Origin of the sequence: Bradyrhizobium forestalis (genome assembly GCF_002795245.1) — a bacterium.
GTDB classification, from domain to species: Bacteria; Pseudomonadota; Alphaproteobacteria; order Rhizobiales; family Xanthobacteraceae; genus Bradyrhizobium; species Bradyrhizobium forestalis.
In genome coordinates this window covers 220,894-240,990 of record NZ_PGVG01000002.1, presented here as the reverse complement: position 1 = coordinate 240,990, position 20,097 = coordinate 220,894, and the positions used below count along the sequence as shown (strand labels likewise).

At 66.1% G+C, this 20,097-nt stretch carries 14 protein-coding genes; 8 read left to right on the top strand and 6 right to left on the bottom strand.

Annotation, left to right across the window (positions count from 1 at the left end; genetic code table 11):
* Positions 1-125 precede the first annotated feature (125 nt).
* Complete coding sequence (locus tag CVM73_RS03405) at positions 126-1,703, top strand: glycoside hydrolase family 17 protein (protein WP_245452204.1); 1,578 nt, start codon at positions 126-128, stop codon at positions 1,701-1,703.
* Here CVM73_RS03405 and CVM73_RS03400 read toward each other — a convergent pair.
* Both CVM73_RS03400 and CVM73_RS03395 read right to left on the bottom strand, forming a co-directional pair.
* Positions 1,663-2,043 carry a hypothetical protein gene (locus CVM73_RS03400; protein WP_027573458.1) on the bottom strand — a complete coding sequence of 127 codons (381 nt, stop codon included), beginning with the start codon at positions 2,041-2,043 and terminating at the stop codon, positions 1,663-1,665. The two genes, CVM73_RS03405 and CVM73_RS03400, sit on opposite strands and share 41 nt — an antisense overlap.
* A 232-nt stretch (positions 2,044-2,275) precedes the next feature.
* Positions 2,276-3,655, bottom strand: coding sequence for a hypothetical protein (locus tag CVM73_RS03395; RefSeq protein ID WP_100230591.1), 1,380 nt, complete (start codon positions 3,653-3,655; stop codon positions 2,276-2,278).
* A 172-nt stretch (positions 3,656-3,827) separates the two neighbouring features.
* On the opposite strand from CVM73_RS03395, the gene glmU reads away from it, so the two are divergent.
* Positions 3,828-5,183, top strand: a complete 1,356-nt coding sequence (gene glmU / locus CVM73_RS03390; protein ID WP_100230590.1) for a bifunctional UDP-N-acetylglucosamine diphosphorylase/glucosamine-1-phosphate N-acetyltransferase GlmU — start codon at positions 3,828-3,830, stop codon at positions 5,181-5,183.
* Between the two features lie 154 nt (positions 5,184-5,337).
* On the opposite strand, the gene CVM73_RS03385 is transcribed toward glmU, so the two are convergent.
* On the bottom strand, positions 5,338-5,556 hold the full coding sequence (locus tag CVM73_RS03385) for a hypothetical protein (RefSeq protein ID WP_100230798.1): 219 nt from the start codon (positions 5,554-5,556) through the stop codon (positions 5,338-5,340).
* Between the two features lie 222 nt (positions 5,557-5,778).
* Between CVM73_RS03385 and glmS the strand changes: the two genes are divergently transcribed.
* The 3 genes from glmS to CVM73_RS03370 all read left to right on the top strand — a co-directional run bounded on the left by glmS (position 5,779) and on the right by CVM73_RS03370 (position 9,424).
* A complete protein-coding gene (gene glmS / locus CVM73_RS03380) occupies positions 5,779-7,605 on the top strand; it encodes a glutamine--fructose-6-phosphate transaminase (isomerizing) (RefSeq protein WP_100230589.1) in 1,827 nt (608 codons plus the stop codon).
* A gap of 84 nt (positions 7,606-7,689) precedes the next feature.
* Entirely contained in the window at positions 7,690-8,460 is a 771-nt protein-coding gene (locus tag CVM73_RS03375) for a DUF502 domain-containing protein (RefSeq protein WP_100230588.1), read from the top strand.
* A gap of 106 nt (positions 8,461-8,566) precedes the next feature.
* Positions 8,567-9,424 (top strand): NAD(P)-dependent oxidoreductase, encoded by an 858-nt coding sequence (locus tag CVM73_RS03370; RefSeq protein WP_100230797.1) that lies wholly within the window; start codon positions 8,567-8,569, stop codon positions 9,422-9,424.
* A gap of 336 nt (positions 9,425-9,760) precedes the next feature.
* Here CVM73_RS03370 and recG read toward each other — a convergent pair whose 3' ends face one another.
* Complete coding sequence (recG, locus tag CVM73_RS03365) at positions 9,761-11,869, bottom strand: ATP-dependent DNA helicase RecG (RefSeq protein ID WP_100230587.1); 2,109 nt, start codon at positions 11,867-11,869, stop codon at positions 9,761-9,763.
* A 195-nt stretch (positions 11,870-12,064) separates the two neighbouring features.
* On the opposite strand from recG, the gene CVM73_RS03360 reads away from it, so the two are divergent.
* From CVM73_RS03360 to CVM73_RS03350, 3 genes are all read left to right on the top strand, one after another.
* A complete protein-coding gene (locus tag CVM73_RS03360; RefSeq protein WP_100230586.1) occupies positions 12,065-12,355 on the top strand; it encodes an FAD assembly factor SdhE in 291 nt (96 codons plus the stop codon).
* Positions 12,352-15,870, top strand: coding sequence for a transcription-repair coupling factor (gene mfd / locus CVM73_RS03355; RefSeq protein ID WP_100230585.1), 3,519 nt, complete (start codon positions 12,352-12,354; stop codon positions 15,868-15,870). The genes CVM73_RS03360 and mfd overlap by 4 nt, the downstream gene beginning before the upstream one ends.
* Positions 15,871-16,117: 247 nt before the next feature.
* The gene (locus CVM73_RS03350; protein ID WP_167406622.1) at positions 16,118-17,248 is read left to right on the top strand and encodes an acyl-CoA desaturase; all 1,131 of its coding nucleotides are present in this window, start codon (positions 16,118-16,120) and stop codon (positions 17,246-17,248) included.
* Between the two features lie 34 nt (positions 17,249-17,282).
* On the opposite strand, the gene CVM73_RS03345 is transcribed toward CVM73_RS03350, so the two are convergent.
* The gene (locus tag CVM73_RS03345; protein ID WP_100230583.1) at positions 17,283-18,506 is read right to left on the bottom strand and encodes a hypothetical protein; all 1,224 of its coding nucleotides are present in this window, start codon (positions 18,504-18,506) and stop codon (positions 17,283-17,285) included.
* An 85-nt stretch (positions 18,507-18,591) separates the two neighbouring features.
* Positions 18,592-20,094, bottom strand: a complete 1,503-nt coding sequence (locus CVM73_RS03340; protein WP_100230582.1) for a class I adenylate-forming enzyme family protein — start codon at positions 20,092-20,094, stop codon at positions 18,592-18,594.
* Positions 20,095-20,097 lie beyond the last annotated feature (3 nt).

The window sequence follows — 20,097 nt, the reverse complement described above, 5'->3', positions numbered from 1 at the left end:
TCGGCATTTGGACACCCGCTTGGACCCCCCTTGGCAGATGGCGTGCGAGCAGGTAATCGACGGACCCTTCGCGGAGGACGGAACCGATTTCTCTTCGTACGCCACTGGCGCTTCTGCTCGTTTCGTTGGGTGCGATCGCTGCCGTGTGGTGGTGGCTTGCCACGCCGATCACGCTCGCGCGCGCTCCGATCGACCCCGCCGACAAGGTCCAATGCGTCTCCTACGCGCCATTCCGCGGCGAGCAGTCGCCGCTGGACGCATGGACCCATATCGAGGCCGACCAGATCGAGCAGGACCTGCGCCAGCTCAAGCAAATCACCGACTGCATCCGCACCTATTCGATGGAGAACGGGCTCGACCAGGTGCCGGCGATCGCCGCCAAGGTCGGCGGGCTGAAAGTGCTCCAGGGCATCTGGCTCTCCAGCAACCGCACCAAGAACTTTGCGCAGGCCGCGCTCGCCGTTCGCCTCACCAAGGAATTCCCCGAGATCATCACCGCGGTCATCGTCGGCAACGAGGTGCTGCTGCGCGGCGAGATGACGACGGCCGACCTCGTCTCGATCATCCGCTCGGTGAAGGCGCAGGTCAGCGTGCCCGTCACCTATGCCGATGTCTGGGAATACTGGCTGAAGAACCGCGAGGTCCATGACGCCGTCGATTTCGTCACGATCCACATCCTGCCTTATTGGGAGGATTTCCCCGTGAAGGCGAAATTCGCCTCCGCCCATGTCGAGGCGATCCGCGAGCGCATGGCGGTGGCGTTCCCCGGCAAGGAGATCCTGATCGGCGAAACCGGCTGGCCGAGCGAGGGCCGCATGCGCGACGGCGCGTTGCCGTCGCGCACCAATCAGGCGCGTGTCGTCTCGGAAATCCTGAGCCTGGCGAAGGCGCAGAAGTTTCGCGTCAATCTGATCGAGTCCTACGACCAGCCGTGGAAGCGCAGGCTGGAAGGCACCGTCGGCGGCTATTGGGGCCTGTACGATTCGGTGCGCCGGAGCCTGAAATATCCGCCGGGCGAGCCGATCAGCAATTTCCCGTACTGGAAATGGTACATGGGGGCGGGTATGGGCCTCAGCGTTCTGGTGTTCACTGTTGCGCTCATCACGCTGCGTCGGCGGCCGTGGACGCCGCGCTTCTCGGCCTGGCTCGGCGTCGGCATCTCGGCGACCTCAGCGGGCATCCTGCTCGGGATCGGCGCCGACAAGATGTATTACGAGAGCTACGGCATCGGCGGCTGGCTGCTCTGGGGCGCGCTGCTGCTTGCCGGCATCCTGTCGCCGATCTTCTGCGCGCAGGCGATGGTGATCGGCCGCAGCCTTCCGACCTTCCTCGACCTGCTCGGCCCGCGCGGGGGCCGGAAATGGTCGAAGCTCACCGCGGTGCTCGGCCTGACGCTGGCGGTGACGGCGGTGATCGCGGCGGCGACCGCGCTCGGCTTCGTGTTCGACCCGCGCTACAAGGATTTTCCCTACGCCTCGCTGACGATGGCGGTGGTGCCGTTCGCGCTCTTGATGCTGAACCGCCCGCAGATCGGCCAGCGTCCGATCGCGGAAGCGGTGTTCGCGGGTGTGCTGGCGCTGTCGGCCGTCTTTGTGCTCTTCAACGAAGGCCGCGACAATTGGCAGTCGCTGTGGACCTGCGCGATCTATCTCTTGTTCGCCCTCACGCTGTGGCGGGCGCGGGCCGAGCAAACCCAAGAATGAACAGGCCGATCGCCAGGCCCGACAGCACGACATTGTAGAGCACGATGCCGAGACCGGCGGCGACGATGCCGACGGTGAGCAGCACGATCGACGGCCGCATCAGGTTCAGCGTCGCCACCACCAGCGCGACGATGCCGAACACCGAATTCTTGAACAGGACGGTCGCGACCGAACGCGCCTTGCAGATCGCGGTCTGAAGGCCGGCGTCGCAGGCAAGCGCAACCTGCGACAGCTCAATCGCGAGATAGCGCACATAAAGCGCATAGCCGACGGAGGCGAAGCCGACGACGATCAGGAACTGCACCTGGTAGGGCGTGAGGCGGAAGGGCTTTTTTGTCATGGCTGCAATATGGTCGGGATGGCGCGGGCAGGCAACAGGGCAGGTGACGTTTCCGTCGATCCGGCGCCCCAAGCCCCGAGGAACACGCGAGGACCAGGCTTGTTCTAGGCATTGTGACGCCAGGCTAGCGCGTGTTGCGTCGTGGATGAACGCAAACCTGCTGCGAAAGGGCAGCCCAGGTCCAAGTGTCCGATCGCCGCATGCAAGCAGCTTCCGTCCAGGGCAGGGCGCCTTATCGCCTGAAGAACGATGACAGCGTCGATCCTGCGGACGCTGACGCCGCCTCCGGTTTCGCCGGCGCCGGCGCCGGCTGCACCGCGGGAGCGGGCACGGGCTCCTCGCGCTTGGAGCGCTTCGAGGAGTAGCTGCGGCGGCGCTGCGGCTTCTCGGGCTTTGCGCTCGGCGCGGGCGCGGTTTCGGCTTGCGGGCCCGCGTCCTGGTTCTTCTCAGAACTCTTCTCTTGAACCCTGTCTTGAGTCTTCTCTTGCGCCTTGTCCTGACCCTTGTCCTGGCCGCCGCGCATCGACAGGCGCTGGCCATCGAATACGGTGGTCTCGCAGTGACGGTCGCTCTCGGCGAGGCTCGCGCAGAATTTTGCCGCGGCGGCGGCGTTGACCAGGGGGCCGGCCCCCAAGCGGAGCTGCATGCCGAGGCCGGTGGCGCCTTCCTTGATCATGATGATCGGCCGCAGCGCCGCGATCTCCGGATTGGACTTGGTCAGGCTGCGCCAGAGCGCGCGCAGGCCGTCGATCGAATTGGCGCCGCCGAGATCGATCGCAAAGCGCGTCTGCTGAACCGCGATCGCAGGGGATTCGCTCTCGGTTGCGTCCGCTGGCTTTGCTGCTGCCGCGACGACCTCGGCCGCGCCGGGCGCCGGCTCGGCCTTCTTCTCGGCAGCCTTCTCAGCTGCTTCGGGTTGAATCAGTTTCGATGCGGCCGGATCCGGCGGCGCCATGAGCGACTTGGACGGCACCAGCGGAATGGTCGGCAGCGCCGAATTCATCGCAGGCGCCTGTTGCACGAGCGAGGCGGCGGCCGCGGTCTGCGGCGGTGGGCTCGCCGGCTCCTTCAACGATTCCTTTGGGGTGTCCTTCTGAGAATCCCTGGCGGCTTCGGTGCGCGGCTTCTCGCTCGCCGGGGTAGGGGTCGAGGCGACTGGCGCGACGCTGGGAGCTGTGGGGGCTGGCGCTGCGTCCTGCGGCTTCGCGCCCTGCGGCGTGGCGGCTTGCTTGGCAATGGCTCCGGTGACGGAATCGAGCCCTTGCTCCAGCACGGTGACGCGCGAATACAGTCGGTCGCGGTCGCTGTTCAGCGTCTCGATGGCAGCGGCGAGTCGGCGCGCCTCGTTCTGGCTCTCCTTGGTCAGCAGCTGGAGCCGGTCGGCCTGGCGCGCGAGATCGGCGGACGCAACCTGGTCGCGCCGCCAGCCAAGCTGGGCCTGGTTGGCCATCACGGCAACGACGACGGCGCCGACCGCCGCCACGCCCCACGAGCCCAGCCGCCACATCATGCGCCGGTCGAAGGCGTTTTCCTCGGCCAGAAGTCCGGAGAACAGCCCGCCGGTCTCCTTGGTGCCGAAGGCATCCGCCAGTGGGTCGGAATCCTTTGCCATGTACGTTAAGTGCCCAGCCCTGTCCGGCTTCCCCGAATCAATCAGGGAACATTAACAGGAAATGCGCGCCGCACTTGAATTCCGGGCGTTTGCGGGGGTAGCAAGGCGATAGCTTCTGGGGGGCTCGCTGCCCGTTGTGCCAATTGATTCGACTATATCTGTCAGGATTTCGATGACCGCCCGTTCCAGCCTCACGATCGTGCTCGCCGCCGGCGAAGGCACGCGCATGCGATCGAGCCTGCCGAAGGTGCTGCATCCCGTCGCTTCCCAGACATTGCTCGCCCATGTGCTCGCGGCCGCACCCAAGGGAACCGGCACCGCGCTCGCCGTCGTGATCGGCCCCGATCACCAGGCGGTCGCGGATGAGGCAAAGCGCATCCGCCCCGACGCGCTCACCTTCGTGCAAGCCGAGCGGCTCGGCACCGCGCATGCGGTGCTGGCGGCGCGCGAGGCGATCGCGCGAGGCGCGGATGATCTCCTCATTGCCTTCGGCGACACGCCGCTGATCTCGGCCGAGACCTTTGCGCGGCTGCGCGCGCCGCTCGCGAAGGGTGCCGCGATTGCCGCGCTCGGCTTTCGCGCCGCCGATCCCACCGGCTATGGCCGCTTCATCGTCGAGGGCGACCGCCTGGTCGCGATCCGCGAGCAGGCCGACGCCAGTGCGGACGAGCGCAAGATCGATCTGTGCAACGCCGGCGTGATGGCGATCGACGGCCGCCGCGCGCTCGACATCCTCGAGCACATCGGCAACGCCAATTCCAAGGGCGAGTATTATCTGACGGACGCCGTCGAAATCGTCCGCAAGCAGGGATGGGAGTCCGTGGTGATCGAGACCAGCGAGGACGAGGTGCGCGGCATCAACACCAAGGCGCAGCTCGCGGAAGCAGAAAGCGTGATGCAGGCGCGCTTGCGCAAGGCGGCGATGGAGGCCGGCGTCACGCTGATCGCGCCGGAAACCGTTTATCTCTCCGCCGACACCGTGTTCGGCAAGGACGTGACGATCGAGCCGTTCGTGGTGATCGGCCCCGGCGTGTCGATCGCGGACGGCACCGTGATCCATTCCTTTTCACACATCGTGCAGACCACGCTCGGCAGGAACGTCTCGATCGGTCCCTATGCGCGGCTGCGTCCCGGCACCTCGCTCGGCGATGGCGCGCGCATCGGCAATTTCGTGGAGACCAAGGCGGCGACGCTGGAGGCCGGCGTTAAGGTCAACCATCTCTCCTACATCGGCGATGCCACCGTCGGCGCCAATTCCAACATCGGCGCCGGCACCATCACCTGCAACTACGATGGCTTCAAGAAGCACAAGACTGTCATCGGGCAGGGCGCCTTCGTCGGCACCAACTCCTCGCTGGTCGCACCGGTGACAATCGGCCGCGGCGCCTATATCGGCTCCGGCTCGGTGATCACGAAGGACGTACCCGACGACGCGATGGCGCTGGAGCGCAACCAGCAGACCATCCGGGAAGGCGGCGCTGTGCGCTATCGCGAGATGAAGACGGGCGGCAAGAAGCCGGAGAAGTGAGCGCCATTTCTGTTGTGTCGCAGCAAGCTTCGCCCTCATCGTGAGGGCCCGCTGAAAGCGGGCGTCTCGAAGGATGGCTGCGGGCGAGATGCGGGCCTTCATGGTTCGAGACGCGCTTCGCGCTCCTCACCATGAGGGTCTTCTTACTTGGTGGCTATTCGTCGTCGGCGAATTCGGAGAAGATCGCGCGGGTCAGGCGCCAGCCGCGCGGCTTAGCACGCTTCACCGGTTCGCCTTGTACATGCTTAACGAAGACCGGCTTGCTTTCCTTGCCGCGCTGGGGTGGCGGCCAATGCGCAAGGTGCGTGCCCGAGGTCTCGCTGGCGCGCAGATACATCGACGACAGACCCTTGCGGTCGGATGAGCCTTTCATGGCCTTGTTCTCCTGACCGGAATCGTTGGTCAAACTTGTTGACAACAAGTTAATGCGCGAGGTTTAAGGCCGGCCAATTCGACGCAGGCGAAGTAGGGGGCGCGGGCCCCGTGCTGTCTCAATCAGCAATAATTATTGAGTTTCTGGTTCCTTGGGAACTTCGCTAAAAACCGAGCGCGTCGTTTAGGCGATTTTTCGACGATTTGGGGGATAGTGATCCGCATGTGCGGGATTGTCGGCATTCTCGGGCGCGAACCGGTTGCAGAGCAACTGGTGGATTCGCTCAAACGTCTCGAATATCGCGGTTACGATTCCGCGGGCGTCGCGACGCTCGAAGGCAAGCACCTGGAGCGTCGCCGCGCCGAGGGCAAGCTGAAGAATCTGGAGAAGCGGCTCGAGGCCGAGCCGCTCAAGGGCACCACCGGCATTGGTCACACGCGCTGGGCCACCCACGGCAAGCCGACCGTCAACAACGCCCATCCGCACGCGACCGAACGCGTCGCCGTGGTCCACAACGGCATCATCGAGAATTTTCGCGAGCTGCGCGAGGAGCTCGAGGCGAAGGGCACGGTGTTCCACACCGAGACCGACACCGAGATCGTGCTGCATCTCGTCGACGATCTGCTCGCGCGCGGCAACAAGCCGGTCGAAGCCGTCAAGCTGACGCTGGCGCGCCTTCGCGGTGCCTTTGCGCTCGGCTTCATCTTCGCCGGCGACAATGACCTCATGATCGGTGCCCGCAGCGGACCGCCGCTGGCGATCGGTTACGGCGACGGCGAGATGTATCTCGGCTCCGATGCCATCGCGCTCGGGCCGTTCACCGATACGATCAGCTATCTCGAGGACGGCGACTGGGTCGTGCTGACCCGCAAGAGCGCAACGATCTTCGACAAGGACGGCTACACCGTCCAGCGTGACAAGATCAGGCACGCCGCCTCGACCTCGCTGGTCGACAAGGCCAATTACCGACACTTCATGGCCAAGGAGATCCACGAGCAGCCGGAAGTGGTTGGCCACACGCTGGCGCGCTACGTCGACATGGCGACCGAGCGCGTCGAGCTGCCGGTCAAGCTGCCGTTCGACTTCAAGAACATCCAGCGCATCAACATCACGGCGTGCGGCACCGCGAGCTATGCCGGTTTCGTCGCAAAATACTGGTTCGAGCGCTTCGCGCGCGTGCCGGTCGAGGTCGACGTCGCCTCCGAATTCCGCTACCGCGAGGCGCCCTTGCGCAAGGGCGACCTCGCCATCTTCATCTCGCAATCGGGCGAGACCGCCGACACCCTGGCCGCGCTGCGCTATGCCAAGGCTGAGGGCGTGCACACGATCGCCGTCGTCAACGTGCCGACCTCGACGATCGCGCGCGAGAGCGAAATCGTGCTGCCAACGCTGGCCGGTCCCGAGATCGGCGTTGCTTCAACCAAGGCCTTCACCTGTCAGCTCATGGTGCTGGCAAACCTTGCGATCGCGGCCGGCAAGGCCCGTGGCGAATTGTCCGACGAGGACGAGACCAAGCTGGTCCATGGCCTCGTCGAGGTCCCGCGTCTGATGGCGGACGCGCTCACCACCGAGCTCCAGATCGAAAAGCTCGCGCACCGGATCGCCAAGTCGCGCGACGTGCTCTATCTCGGTCGCGGCACCAGCTTCCCGCTGGCGCTCGAAGGCGCGCTGAAGCTGAAGGAGATCTCCTACATTCATGCCGAAGGCTATGCCGCCGGCGAGCTCAAGCACGGGCCGATCGCGCTGATCGACGAGACCATGCCGGTCGTCGTCATCGCACCCCACGACCGCGTGTTCGAGAAGACCGTCTCCAACATGCAGGAGGTCGCCGCGCGCGGCGGCAACATCATCCTGATGACCGACGCCAAGGGCGCGGCGGAGGCGACCGTCGAGTCCCTCGTCACCATCGTCATGCCGGACATGGCGGCGGCGTTCACGCCGATGGTCTATGCCGTCCCCGTGCAGCTGCTCGCCTATCACACGGCTGTCGTGATGGGGACCGACGTCGATCAGCCGCGCAACCTGGCCAAATCGGTGACCGTGGAATAGGCAGACGGGATATCGGCCGGTCGCAGTCTTCCAAAACCTGCTAGAAGACCCTAGCTTGTTTGTAGCGACCGACCTGGAACCCGAATGACCCCCCGCGACGACGCGCCTGCGCCTCTTGATCCCATTCCGGAACCGCATACCGGCCTGATGGGCCGTTTCCGCAACTACTTTCTCACCGGCCTCGTGGTGACGGGGCCGATCGCGATCACCCTCTATCTGGTCTGGTGGTTCGTCACCTGGGTCGACGGCGTGGTGCGGCCGTTCGTGCCGCTGGCCTATCGGCCGGAAACCTATCTGCCCTATGGCGTTCCCGGCTGGGGATTGATTGTCGCATTCTTCACGCTGACGCTGGTCGGCTTCCTCGCGGCCAATCTGATCGGCCGCACGCTGGTGGATGTCGGCGAGACTTTCCTGGGCCGGATCCCCGCGGTGCGCGCCATCTATCGCGGCCTCAAGCAGGTGTTCGAGACGCTGTTTTCGGGCAAGGGCTCGAGCTTCCGCAAAGTCGGCCTCGTCGAATTTCCCTCGCCGGGCATGTGGTCGATCGTGCTGATCTCGCAATCGCCGAACGAGGACATCGCGCGTAACCTGCCGGGGCAGGAGGAGCACGTCTCGGTGTTCCTGCCGTGCTCGCCGAACCCGACCACCGGCTTCTTCTTCTATGTCCCGAAGAGCAAGATCATCGAGGTCGATCTCACCGCTGAGGACGCAGCCACGCTGATCATGTCGGCCGGCGTGGTGCAGCCGGGCTCGGCACCCGATCCGAAGAAGGCGGCGGCGCTAGCCGGCGTGGCGAATGCCGCGCGTATTGCCAATGCCTCCAAGCTCCAGCCCGAGCCTGCGAAGGCGGAGTAGGGCCATTCCGTCGCGGGATGGCCGCGTTCACGCGCGCGCATTCGTCCTCTGCTATTCTCGGGTTGAACCGAGCGTGTCGCTCGGAAGTCGACCTGGAGTGCGCACGATGTCCAAGACCATTGCGATCCTCGCCCCCGGTGCCATGGGCAGCGCCGTGGCTCGCCGGCTCAGCGAGAACGGCGCACGCGTGCTGACGTCGCTGAAGGGCCGGAGCGAGGCGACGCTGAAACGGGCGGCGGACGCCGGCATGGTCGGTGCCGAGGACGATGCGATTGCGGACGCCGACATCATCCTCTCGATCGTGCCGCCGGGCGAGGCCGTCGCGCTGGCTGAACGGCTGGCCTCGCTGATCGTCAGGCGCGAGAAGAAGCCTGTGGTCGTCGATTGTAACGCCGTCAATGTCGATACGGTGCAAAGAATCGAGGAGATCATCGGCTCGGCGCAGGCGCCGTTCGTCGATGCCGGCATCATCGGCTTTCCGCCGCAGCCCGGCGGCAAGAGCCCGGCCTTCTACATGTCCGGCGAGCATGCCAAGGACGTCGCCGTGCTGAAGGATCTCGGCCTCGACGTGCGCATCGTCGAAGGCCCGGTCGGCGCGGCCTCTGCGCTCAAGATGTCCTATGCTGGTATCGTCAAGGGTCTCGCCGGCATCGGCTCGGCCATGGTGATTGCGGCCACGAAGGCCGGCGCGGCCGATGCGCTGCGTGATGAACTGGCACTGAGCCAGCCCGCGATCCTGGCGCGGCTCGAAGTCGCGCTGCCCGACATGATCCCGAAAGCCTATCGCTGGGTCGCGGAGATGCGGGAGATCTCCGGATTCCTAGGCTCGGATCATCCGGCCAGCCAGATCTACGAGGGTTTTGCGCGGTGGTTCGAGCATCTGGCGGAAGATGCGACGGGCGAGGCGGTGGAGGCGGAATTGATGAGAGCATTTGCTGCGCGCGTCACGCAGAAGAAACCCTAGTCGTCCGCATCCTCGAAGCAATCCAGAGTCCCTCCGCGGAAAGATTCTGGATGCTTCGCTGCGCTCGCAATGACGGGGAGAGAGCAAAGCGCATCAAACTCAGCCTTGTGCCCCGGACGCAGCGCAGCGCTTCTTCAGCGGTGCGCTGCAGAGCCGGGGCCCATGCCATAGCGTTCAGTGCGGCTTCCTGGGTCCCGGCTCCGCGCTGCAACGCCTTTGGCGTTGCAGCTTGTCCGGGACACGAAAGCAGAGCGAGCATCGTTGCCGAGCGCTTCCGTCATTGCAGGTCGACGGATCCGCACGCCTGTCGCCAACTTCAAGGCAGCGGCACTACGGCTAACCCGCCCCGATCAGCGGAATAGCCTCATCCCGCTCGTACAGATACAGCAGGCACCGTAGCGCCTCGCCGCGCTCGCCCTTCAACTTCGGATCGTCCTTCAGGATGCGCAGCGCTTCGTCGCGGGCCTGGGCGATCAGTTGGCCGTGCACCTCCGGGCGCGCGATGCGGTAGCCGGGCAGGCCGCTCTGGCGCACCCCCAGCACATCGCCTTCGCCGCGCAGCTTCAGGTCTTCCTCGGCGATGCGAAAACCGTCCGTGGTCTCGCGGATCACCTTCAGCCGCGCCTTCGACATCTCGCCGAGCGGCTCGCCATAGAGCAGAATGCAGGTCGAGGCTTCCGAGCCGCGTCCGATGCGGCCGCGCAGCTGGTGCAACTGGGCAAGGCCAAAACGCTCGGCGTTCTCGATCACCATGATGGTGGCGGCCGGCACGTCGACGCCGACCTCGACCACGGTGGTGGCGACCAGGAGCCCGATCTCGTGGGCGGCGAACTGGCCCATGACCCGGTCCTTCTCCGTGCCCTTCATCTGGCCATGGACGAGGCCGACGCGCTCGCCAAAGCGCTTTTGCAGGCTCTCGAAACGCTTGGTCGCATTGGTGAGGTGCTCGGTGCCCTCGGCCTCGGATTCCTCGACCAGCGGGCAGATCCAGTAGACCAGCTTGCCGGACTGGAGCGCGCGGCCGACGCCCTCCATGACTTCTGCGATCCGGCTCATCGGCACCGCGCGGGTATCGATCGGCTGGCGGCCGGCGGGTTTTTCGCGCAGCTCGGAGATGTCCATGTCGCCGAAATAGGTCAACACCAGCGTGCGCGGAATCGGGGTTGCGCTTAGCACCAGCACGTCGACCGCTTCGCCCTTGGACGTGAGCGCGAGGCGCTCGCGTACGCCGAAACGGTGCTGCTCGTCGACGATGGCGAGCGCGAGATCATGGAAGATGACGTCATCCTGGATCAGCGCATGGGTGCCGACGAGGAGATCGATCTCGCCCTCGGCGAGCTCAGTGATGAGCTCGCGGCGCTCCTTGCCCTTTTCCCGGCCGGTGAGGATCGCGACGCGCATGCCGGCGCGCTCGGCGAGTGGCGCGATGGTCTTGATGTGCTGGCGCGCCAGAATTTCCGTCGGCGCCATCAGCGCGGCCTGCTTGCCGACTTCGGCGACCGCGGCGGCAGCGAGCAGCGCTACGACCGTTTTGCCCGAGCCGACGTCGCCCTGGAGCAGGCGCAGCATGCGCACCGGCTGCTTCAGATCCTCGGCGATGGCGGCCGAGGCGGTGCGCTGCGAGGGCGTGAGGGCATAGGGCAGGGCGTCGATGATCTTGTTGCGCAGATGGCCGTCGCCGGCATTGCGCACGCCGGCGGGGCGGCGCAGTTGTGCGCGGATCAGCGCGAGCGCGAGCTGGCCGGCCAGCAATTCATCGAAAGCAAGTCGCGACCAGAACGGATGATCGGGCAAAATGTCCGTGAGCTCGACCGGCCGGTGCACGCGATTGAGCGCTTCCGCGACCGGGGGGAAGTGGCAGCGGCGCAGCACCTCGGGGCTGATCCATTCCGGCAGAGCGGGGAGCTTCTGCAGCGCCTGCGCGATCGCGCGGCGCAGCGAGCCGAGCGCGAGGCCCTCGGTCAGCGGATAGACCGGGTCGATCCCTGAGAGCTTTGAGATCGCCTCCTCGTCCAGCACGCGATCGGGATGCACGATCTGCGGGATGCCGTCATACATCTGCAGCGTGCCGGAGACGTAACGTTTCGCGCCCATCGGCAGCAGTTTTTCGACATAGCCGGGCTTGGCGCGGAAGAAGGTGAGCACGACGTCGCCGGTATCGTCGCTGGCATAGACGAGATAAGGCGCGCGCGCGTTGCGCGGCGGGGGCGGGCGGTGGCGATCGACGGTGACCTCCAGCGTCACCATGGTTCCAACCGCCGCGTCGCGGATCTTCGGCCGGGCCCGGCGGTCGATGACCTGGCTCGGCAGATGCAGCAGCAGGTCGACCAGCCGCGGCGTCTCGCTCCGGCTGAGCAGATACTGCAGCAGCTTGTCCTGCTTCGGACCGACGCCGGGCAGGCTGGTCACGGGAGCAAACAGCGGATTGAGCAGGCTGGGGCGCATCAGACGAATCTAGGATCGTTTCGGCCCGTCATGCCCGGCTTTATGCCGTGCATCCACGTCTTTTTTCGTGCCCTGCGCTGGCGGCGGGCCAAAACAAATCAGGAGCCAAATCGAGGGCTGACACCGGGGGTCCAAGTGGCTATACCACCCCCGCCCGGCACGTCCGGGCTTTCTGCGTTTGATTGGATTTGAGACATGACGGGAACGACACGATCGAGCAGCGGGCTGGACGACCGCCGCAAGCGGCTTTTGTTCCGCTGCTGGCACCGCGGCACGCGCGAGATGGACCTGATCCTCGGCCGTTTTGCGGACGCCGAGATCGGCAGCCTGTCCGACGCCGAGCTCGGCGAGCTCGAGCGGCTGCTCGAGGTCAACGATCCCGATCTCTATGCCGCCATCACCGGCGACAAGGTGCTGCCGGCTGACGTCACCGGCGCGCTGTTTGCCCGCATCAAGGCATTTCCGATCACGGACGGCAGCGCATGAAGCAGGGGATGAAATCGCCGGCCGAGCTGCTCGCGCCCGGCCGCGCGCTGACGCTCGCCAATGTCGCGGAAGGCGCGGAAGGCCTCATTGTCTCGGATCTCGCCCGTGCGATCGCGGCGCGGCCGAAGAAGCCGGCGGTCAGCCTTGCGGTGGTCTGCCGCGACGGTCCGCGCATGCAGCAGCTCGAACGCGCGCTGCAATTCTTTGCGCCCGATCTGCCGGTGCTGACCTTTCCGGCCTGGGACTGCCAACCCTATGACCGCGTCTCGCCGCATGGCGGCATTTTGGCCCAGCGCCTGACCACGCTGGCGCGGCTCGCCTCGCTCACCGGCAGCGACAAGCCGCTGATCGTGCTGACCACGGTGAACGCGGTGGTGCAGCGCGTGCCCGCGCGCGAGCTCGTCGCGGCGCAGGCGCTGTCGGTCGCACCGGGCAATGTCGTGCCGATGGACACCGTCGTCGCCTGGCTCGAGCACAACGGCTACAACCGCTCCTCCACCGTGCGCGAGCCCGGCGAATATGCCGTGCGCGGCGGTATCCTCGACCTGTTTCCGGCCGGCCTCGATCAGCCCGTCCGCTTCGACTTCTTCGGCGACAGCCTGGAATCGATCCGCTCCTTCGATGCCGAGACCCAGCGCACGCTGCTCGACATGCGCTCGCTCGACCTCGTGCCGGTCTCCGAGTTCCAGCTCGTCACCGATACCATCCGCCGTTTCCGCATGGGCTATGTCGCCGAGTTCGGCGCGCCCGAGCGCGACGATGCGCTGTACGAGGCCGTCAGCGAGGGCCGCCGCCATCCCGGCATGGAGCACTGGCTGCCGCTGTTCCAGGACCGGATGGACACGCTGTTCGACTATCTGCAAGGCGCAATTGTTGCGATCGAGCCGCAGGCCGAGGACGCCGTGCGCGAGCGCTTCAAGCAGATCCTCGACTATTACGAGGCTAGGCGTGAGGCTATGGAGCATCCCGGTGGCGGCGCCATCTACAAGCCGCTGCCGCCCGACCGGCTCTATCTCACCGATGAAGAGTGGACCAAGCGCCTCGGCGGCGTCCCGCTGGCACGGCTGACGCCGTTCTCCGTGCCGACCGACGGCACGAGCGTGGTCGATGCCGGTGCGCGCAAGGGCCGCGATTTCGCGCCGGAGCGCAACGACACCGCCGTCAACGTGTTCGAGTCCGTCGTCGCGCACGTGATGGCGCTACAGGCCCAGCGCAAGAAGGTCGTGATCGCGCTGTGGACCGAAGGCTCGCGCGATCGCATGACTTCGATGCTGCGCGACCACAAGCTCGCCCATACCACCAGCGTCAACAGCTGGCGCACGGTGCAGGCGACCCCGCGCAACGAGACCATGCTCGCCGTGCTTGGCCTCGAAAGCGGCTTCGAGACCGACGAGATCGCGCTGATCAGCGAGCAGGACATCCTTGGCGACCGCCTGGTGCGGCCGCGCAAGGCGAGCCGCAAGCTCGACAATTTCATCTCGGAAGTGACGAGCCTTGCCGCCGGCGACATCGTCGTCCACGTCGAGCACGGCATCGGCCGCTTCATCGGCCTGCAGACCTTGGACGTTGCCGGCGCGCCGCATGACTGCCTCGAGCTGCATTATGCCGCCGAGACGAAACTGTTCCTGCCGGTCGAGAACATCGAGCTGCTGTCGCGCTACGGCTCCGACCAGACCACGGTCGAGCTGGACCGCCTCGGCGGTTCGGGCTGGCAGACCCGAAAGGCAAAGCTGAAGAACCGCATCCGCGAGATCGCGGGCGAGCTGATCAAGATCGCGGCCGAGCGCATGCTGCACGAGGCGCCGAAATTGCCGGTGCAGCAGGGCGTCTACGACGAGTTCTGCGCGCGCTTCCCCTATGACGAGACCGAGGACCAGCTCGGTGCCATCGAATCCACCCTGAAGGACCTCGAGCTCGGCCGTCCCATGGATCGGCTGATTTGCGGTGACGTCGGCTTCGGCAAGACCGAGGTCGCGCTCCGCGCGGCGTTTGCCGTTGCGCTCGAAGGCAAGCAGGTTGCGGTCGTGGTGCCAACCACGCTGCTCGCGCGCCAGCACGCAAGAACCTTCACCGAGCGCTTCAAGGGCTTTCCGGTCAACGTGGCGCAGGCCTCGCGGCTGATTGCGACCAAGGAGCTGAACCAGGTCAAGAAGGGCATTGCCGACGGTTCGGTCGATATCGTCGTCGGCACCCACGCATTGCTTGGCAAGGCCATCAAATTCCGTGAACTCGGCCTCGTCATCGTCGACGAGGAGCAGCATTTTGGCGTCAGCCACAAGGAGCGGCTGAAGGCGCTTCGTTCCGAGGTGCACGTGCTGACGCTGTCGGCAACGCCGATCCCGCGCACGCTGCAGCTGGCGCTCACCGGCGTCCGCGAGCTCTCGATCATCGCCTCGCCCCCGGTCGATCGCCTCGCGGTGCGCACCTTCGTCGCCCCGCATGATCCGTTGATGATCCGCGAGGCGCTCTTGCGCGAGCGCTATCGCGGCGGCCAGGCGTTCTACGTGGTGCCGCGCATCGAGGATCTCGCCGAGGTCAAGGACTTCCTCGACAAGAACGTGCCGGAGATGAAGGTCGCGGTCGCGCACGGCCAGATGCCGCCCGCGGTGATCGAGGACATCATGACCGCGTTCTACGACGGCAAGTTCGACATCCTCTTGTCGACCACCATCGTTGAGTCCGGTCTCGACATCCCCAACGCCAATACGCTGGTCGTGCACCGCGCCGACATGTTCGGTCTTGCCCAGCTCTATCAGCTCCGCGGCCGAGTCGGCCGCTCCAAGCTGCGCGCCTATGCGCTGTTCACGCTGCCGGCGCAGCAGAAGATCACGGCGCAGGCCGAGCGCCGGCTCACCGTGCTGCAATCGCTGGAGACGCTGGGCGCCGGCTTCCAGCTCGCATCCCACGACCTCGACATCCGCGGCGCGGGCAACCTGCTCGGCGAGGAGCAGTCCGGCCACATCAAGGAGGTCGGCTTCGAGCTTTATCAATCGATGCTGGAGGAGGCGATCGTCAACCTCAAGGCCGGCGTCTCCGAGCCCGCCGCCGACCGCTGGTCGCCGCAGATCACCATCGGCATGCCCGTGCTCATTCCGGAGGACTATGTCAGTGATCTCTCGGTGCGGCTGTCGCTGTACCGGCGGCTCGCCGATCTCGACACCGAGGAGGAGATCGAGAATTTTGGCGCCGAGATGCGCGACCGCTTCGGCGTGCTGCCGGACGAGGTGCGCTATTTGTTCAAGGTCGCCGCGATCAAGGCGTTCTGCCGCCGGGCCAATGTCGAGAAGATCGACGCCGGCCCGAAGGGTGCCGTCATCGTCTTCCGCGACAATTCCTTCGCCTATCCCGATCGCCTCGTGAGCTTCATCCGCAGCTACGGCCAGGCCGCCAAGGTGCGCCCCGACATGAAGGTGGTGTTCCTGCAGGATTGGGAGACGCCGGAAGAGCGTCTCGTCGGCACCACGGAGATCATGCGGCAGCTGGCCCAGCTCGCCGAGAGCAAGAAGGCGGCGTAAAGGCTATCGCGGGTCGGAAAGCAGCGGCATATGGCCGCTTGCGGATTGATCGAACAATCGCCATGTTCGATTCCGAGTTCGGCCGAACGAGCCTGACTCCCGATTCGTGCGAACCGCGACTGGTTTACCGGCCGCGGTTTTTTCATACCGCAAGCGGGGTGGCCCGCCGAGACAAACAGGAGAGGTCGCAAGCGTGTCTATCAATATCGGTTCGGGCCCGGACAACGACGACGAGCACGATGACGTCATGTATCCGCAGGTTCTGCCGTTCGTATTGGTCCACGCGGGATGCGTCGCGGCGATCGGGTCAGGTATCTCGTGGCAAGCCGTGACCATTTGCGTGGCCCTGTACTGGCTGCGCATGTTCGGGATCACGGCCGGGTATCACCGGTATTTCTCGCATCGCTCCTACGCGACCAGCCGGGTTTTTCAATTCATCCTCGCCTTCCTGGCCCAGAGCAGCGCCCAGAAGAGCGTGCTGTGGTGGGCCACCAAGCATCGTCATCATCATCTTCATTCCGATACGGCGCATGACGTGCATTCGCCCCGGCACAAGGGCTTCCTCTACAGTCATGTCGGCTGGATCTTCTACCGGCAACATGATGCGACGGACCTTGTGAAGGTTTCGGACCTGGCGTCCTATCCCGAGCTGATGTGGCTGCACAGGCTGGAGCTTCTGCCGGCGATCGTGCTCGCGGGGCTCTGCTTCCTCATCGCCGGCTGGTCGGGGCTCGTGGTCGGATTCCTCTGGAGCACAGTGCTGCTCTATCACGCCACGTTCTGCATCAACTCGCTCGCGCATGTTCGCGGCCGCAGGCGGTATGTGACCGGCGATGACTCCCGCAACAACTGGCTGCTCGCGCTCCTGACGATGGGTGAGGGGTGGCATAACAATCACCACGCCTATCAGGCCAGCGCTCGGCAGGGCTTCTACTGGTACGAGATCGATCTGACCTATTACGTTCTGGTGGTCTTGTCCTGGCTCGGAATTGTCTGGGATCTGAAGACGCCACCCGGGCAGGTTCTGCGCAATGAGCATCGGCTGGGATCGCGCGTGATAAGGCAAGCGGCCGAGCAGCTTGCCGCTCGGTTTAATCCCGAACACATCGCATCTGCGATCAAGACATCGATTCATGAGACCGAATTGTCGCTGCGGGACGCACTCCTTCTGTTGCAGCAGCGTGCCGACTTGCATCTGCCCAGCGTGCCGACTCGCGACCAGTTGCTGGCTGAAGCGCAGCGCATGTTCGCGAAGACGATCTCCTTGGAGGACATCGTCGAGCGCGCCCACGAACTCCTGAGCGACTCCGTTGGCTTTCTCCTGGTCACTTCCGCCCAGCCGGTCCACGCGAAGTCGACGACGAATGGTGGCGGTTAGCGCAACGAACCCCCAGGGGGAAGCTGGCGGATGACTACGATGCCGCCCGCGACGCGTCGGCGGACAGCCGCGCCAGCAGCGACCGTGCCGTATCCGACGGCGACAGCGAGTCCACGCTGACCACGGGATCGCTGCGCATCTCGTGCTTGCCGTTGGAGGTGTGCCGCATTACCGCCGAGAGGCGGCGCGCGATCATGTGGGCCGTGCGGAAGTCGGTCTCCGCGAACACGACGATGACGGAGCCATCCTTCTGCGCCGCGCCAAAATCCATCTGCCGCATCAGGCGGCTGAGGATGCGCGCGGCATCGAGCTGGGCGCGGGAATTATTGGGATCGAAGGCGAAGCGGGCGACCGACAGGCCGCCGCCGCGGGCCAGCGTCTGCTCGACCGCCTTGGCAAAGTCGCGGGCGAAGGCTTCCACCGTGAGCAGGCCACTGCGCGGATCGATCCAGCCGCCGGCGTCGATCGAGCGCAGCGTGCGGCTCAGCTGCGCTTCCATCGCGTGCTGGCGGATCAAGGGCAGCGCGTTGGCGGCGATCTTGGCCGGCTCGCCCGGGATCAGCTCGAGATTGGGCAGGTCGTAAGTTTGCGTCAGCTGGTGCGCGGTGACGACCACGGGCAGGCTGCGGAAGCGGGTATCCTCGGCGAGCACCGTGAGGAAGGCATCGGTCACGCGCGCGGTAAAACCTTCGGCGAGCACGACGCCGTCGAGGTCACGGGTGTTGAGGTGCTTGGCGGCGGCCTCGATCGAGAGCGCACCGACCACGCCGACGCGCTCACCCAGAGCGACGGAGAGCGCAGGATAGGCCGCGCCGCGACCGATCAGCAGCACGGTGGCGTCGCGTGCGGGATCGCCCTCCGGCAGCGCGACCTTCGCTTCGGGCAGCCGGCGCAGCACCGTTGCGTGCAGCGTGCGAACGCGTAGCGCGGCACGGAGCCGCGCGATCAGGCGGTCGGGATTGCCGCCGCGCGAGGAGAAGGGCAGGGCGTTGTGCGGCAGCATGCCCGCCGCATCCAGGGTCACGAAGGGAAGGTAAGGCGATTGATCGGCAATTTTCTTTGCAAGCGCCGCCACATGCGGCTCGTGTCCGGCATGCATCGCAGCGAGAACCGCGGCCGGCTGCACCGCTTCGACCGCGCGCGCCGCGCCGGCCCAATCGGTGTCGACCATGGGAAAGAGCCGGGCCTCGTCCAGCGCCGCCACGAAGGCGGGGCGGTGGGCGTCGGACACAAACAGGATCGGGCCCGCCTGGGACATCGAAAGACTCAAATCACGCAACAGATGCCGCGCAATCTAGTTTGGCCGCCTTAATGCTGCGTCAACGCAGGCGCCGAAACTGTGCCTAGGCCGCCCCGGAGCGGTCGCGAAAAGCCTCGACCATCAGGGGGTTAAGCCCGAGCTCGCTGAGCGCCTCGCGGGCGCGGGCATTGTCCTGGGCCCGTCCCGCCAGCCGGTGACCCGAGAGGCGGTCGGGCAGCGCCGTGAGCAGGGCGCCCTGGCCGAGCCGGCGCGCCCATTCCTGGAGATCGTTGGAGAGAAATCGGTAGCCACCGACGGCCATGATGCCGGAGGGCGGCGCGGTGATGCAGATCGCGCCGCTGGCACGGTCGAGCCGCGCCGCATAGCCGGTATCGACATAGTCGCGCGGTGGCTGCGCTGTCAGGGTGTCGCCGACCGGCTGCGGCGGGGCATAGGCCGCGATCGGCACCATCGCGCCGCGCAGGCCGAGCGTGCCCTTCGGCGTCAGCAGGATCTCGCCGGCGATGGAGGAGCCGGCCTGTTCGCGCGGCGCGCCGTGCGGTCCCGGCATCACGGGCACCGGCATGCCGTCCTCGCCGCGGCGGGCGCCGAACAGTCCTGCCTCGCCGAACAGATAGACGTCGGTCAGCGGTGCATGCGGCGCGATCCAGACATCGCTCGCCGCCACCTGCTCGGGCGCGCGCCACAGGCCGATGACGTTGCGTAAGCTGGGCATCCGCGCGGCGAGATCGGAATCGCCGAGGCGCAACGCGAGCTGCGCCGGCGCGATCAGCACCTCGCATTCATGCTCGTTGATCTGCTGCTCCAGCACGTCGTTCTCGAACGGATGATGCAGCGCCAGCGTGCCGCCCGAGAGCAGCCACACCGCGAGGGAGGAGGCGAGGCCCGCAAACGACATCGGCGTGAACGCCGCCATCACCGTTGCACCCTGCTTGACGTCGGCTTCGAGCGACATCGCGAGGCCGCCGGCGATCAGGCTGAAATGAGGCCGCGGCACCGGCCGAAAGCCTTCGGCGGTGACGTCGAAGGAGATCATCGCCGCCTTGCGGCCGTCCTGGATCACGGCGCGCGTGGTGCCAGGCGGGCGGGCAAGGACGTCGTCGAGCGAGGCCATGCCCTCCGGCAGGTCGTCTCCGAAGCCGTAGACATGACGGATCGAGAAGGCTTCGGCGGCGGCGTGCATCGCGAGGTCGGCATAGCCGACGCCGTCAACCGTGCTCATGGTGACGATGGCGCGCGCCGCGGTGCGGTTGAGCGCCGCGGTCAGCTCCGCATGCCGCCACAGCAGCGGCAGCACGGCGACGACGAGGCCGGCACGATGGGCGGCGAGTACGGTCAGCACGAACTCGACCGTGTTGGGCAACTGGATGGCGATGACGGAATTGGCCGGCAAGCCCGATTCGACGAAGTGCGCCGACAGCGCCTCGATGGCCGTGTCGGCCTCGGCATAGCTCATCCGCCGCGGCTGGTGTCCGGTCACGCGCGCCTTGTTGAGGGGATCGAGCAGAGCGGTCGCGTGCGGCTGCCGCATCAGCGTGCGCTGAAACAGTGTGTCGAGCGTCGGCGATACGGCTGGCTGGTTCACGGC

What these genes read in the sequence shown, in the direction of transcription:
- glmU (WP_100230590.1), top strand. Translation starts at nt 3,828, where the DNA reads ATGACCGCCCGTTCCAGCCTCACGATCGTGCTCGCCGCCGGCGAAGGC.
- CVM73_RS03350 (WP_167406622.1), top strand. Translation starts at nt 16,118, where the DNA reads ATGTATCCGCAGGTTCTGCCGTTCGTATTGGTCCACGCGGGATGCGTC.
- CVM73_RS03385 (WP_100230798.1), bottom strand. Translation starts at nt 5,556, where the DNA reads ATGAAAGGCTCATCCGACCGCAAGGGTCTGTCGTCGATGTATCTGCGC.
- CVM73_RS03360 (WP_100230586.1), top strand. Translation starts at nt 12,065, where the DNA reads ATGACGGGAACGACACGATCGAGCAGCGGGCTGGACGACCGCCGCAAG.
- mfd (WP_100230585.1), top strand. Translation starts at nt 12,352, where the DNA reads ATGAAGCAGGGGATGAAATCGCCGGCCGAGCTGCTCGCGCCCGGCCGC.
- CVM73_RS03375 (WP_100230588.1), top strand. Translation starts at nt 7,690, where the DNA reads ATGACCCCCCGCGACGACGCGCCTGCGCCTCTTGATCCCATTCCGGAA.
- CVM73_RS03345 (WP_100230583.1), bottom strand. Translation starts at nt 18,506, where the DNA reads ATGTCCCAGGCGGGCCCGATCCTGTTTGTGTCCGACGCCCACCGCCCC.
- CVM73_RS03370 (WP_100230797.1), top strand. Translation starts at nt 8,567, where the DNA reads ATGTCCAAGACCATTGCGATCCTCGCCCCCGGTGCCATGGGCAGCGCC.
- glmS (WP_100230589.1), top strand. Translation starts at nt 5,779, where the DNA reads ATGTGCGGGATTGTCGGCATTCTCGGGCGCGAACCGGTTGCAGAGCAA.
- CVM73_RS03400 (WP_027573458.1), bottom strand. Translation starts at nt 2,043, where the DNA reads ATGACAAAAAAGCCCTTCCGCCTCACGCCCTACCAGGTGCAGTTCCTG.
- recG (WP_100230587.1), bottom strand. Translation starts at nt 11,869, where the DNA reads ATGCGCCCCAGCCTGCTCAATCCGCTGTTTGCTCCCGTGACCAGCCTG.
- CVM73_RS03395 (WP_100230591.1), bottom strand. Translation starts at nt 3,655, where the DNA reads ATGGCAAAGGATTCCGACCCACTGGCGGATGCCTTCGGCACCAAGGAG.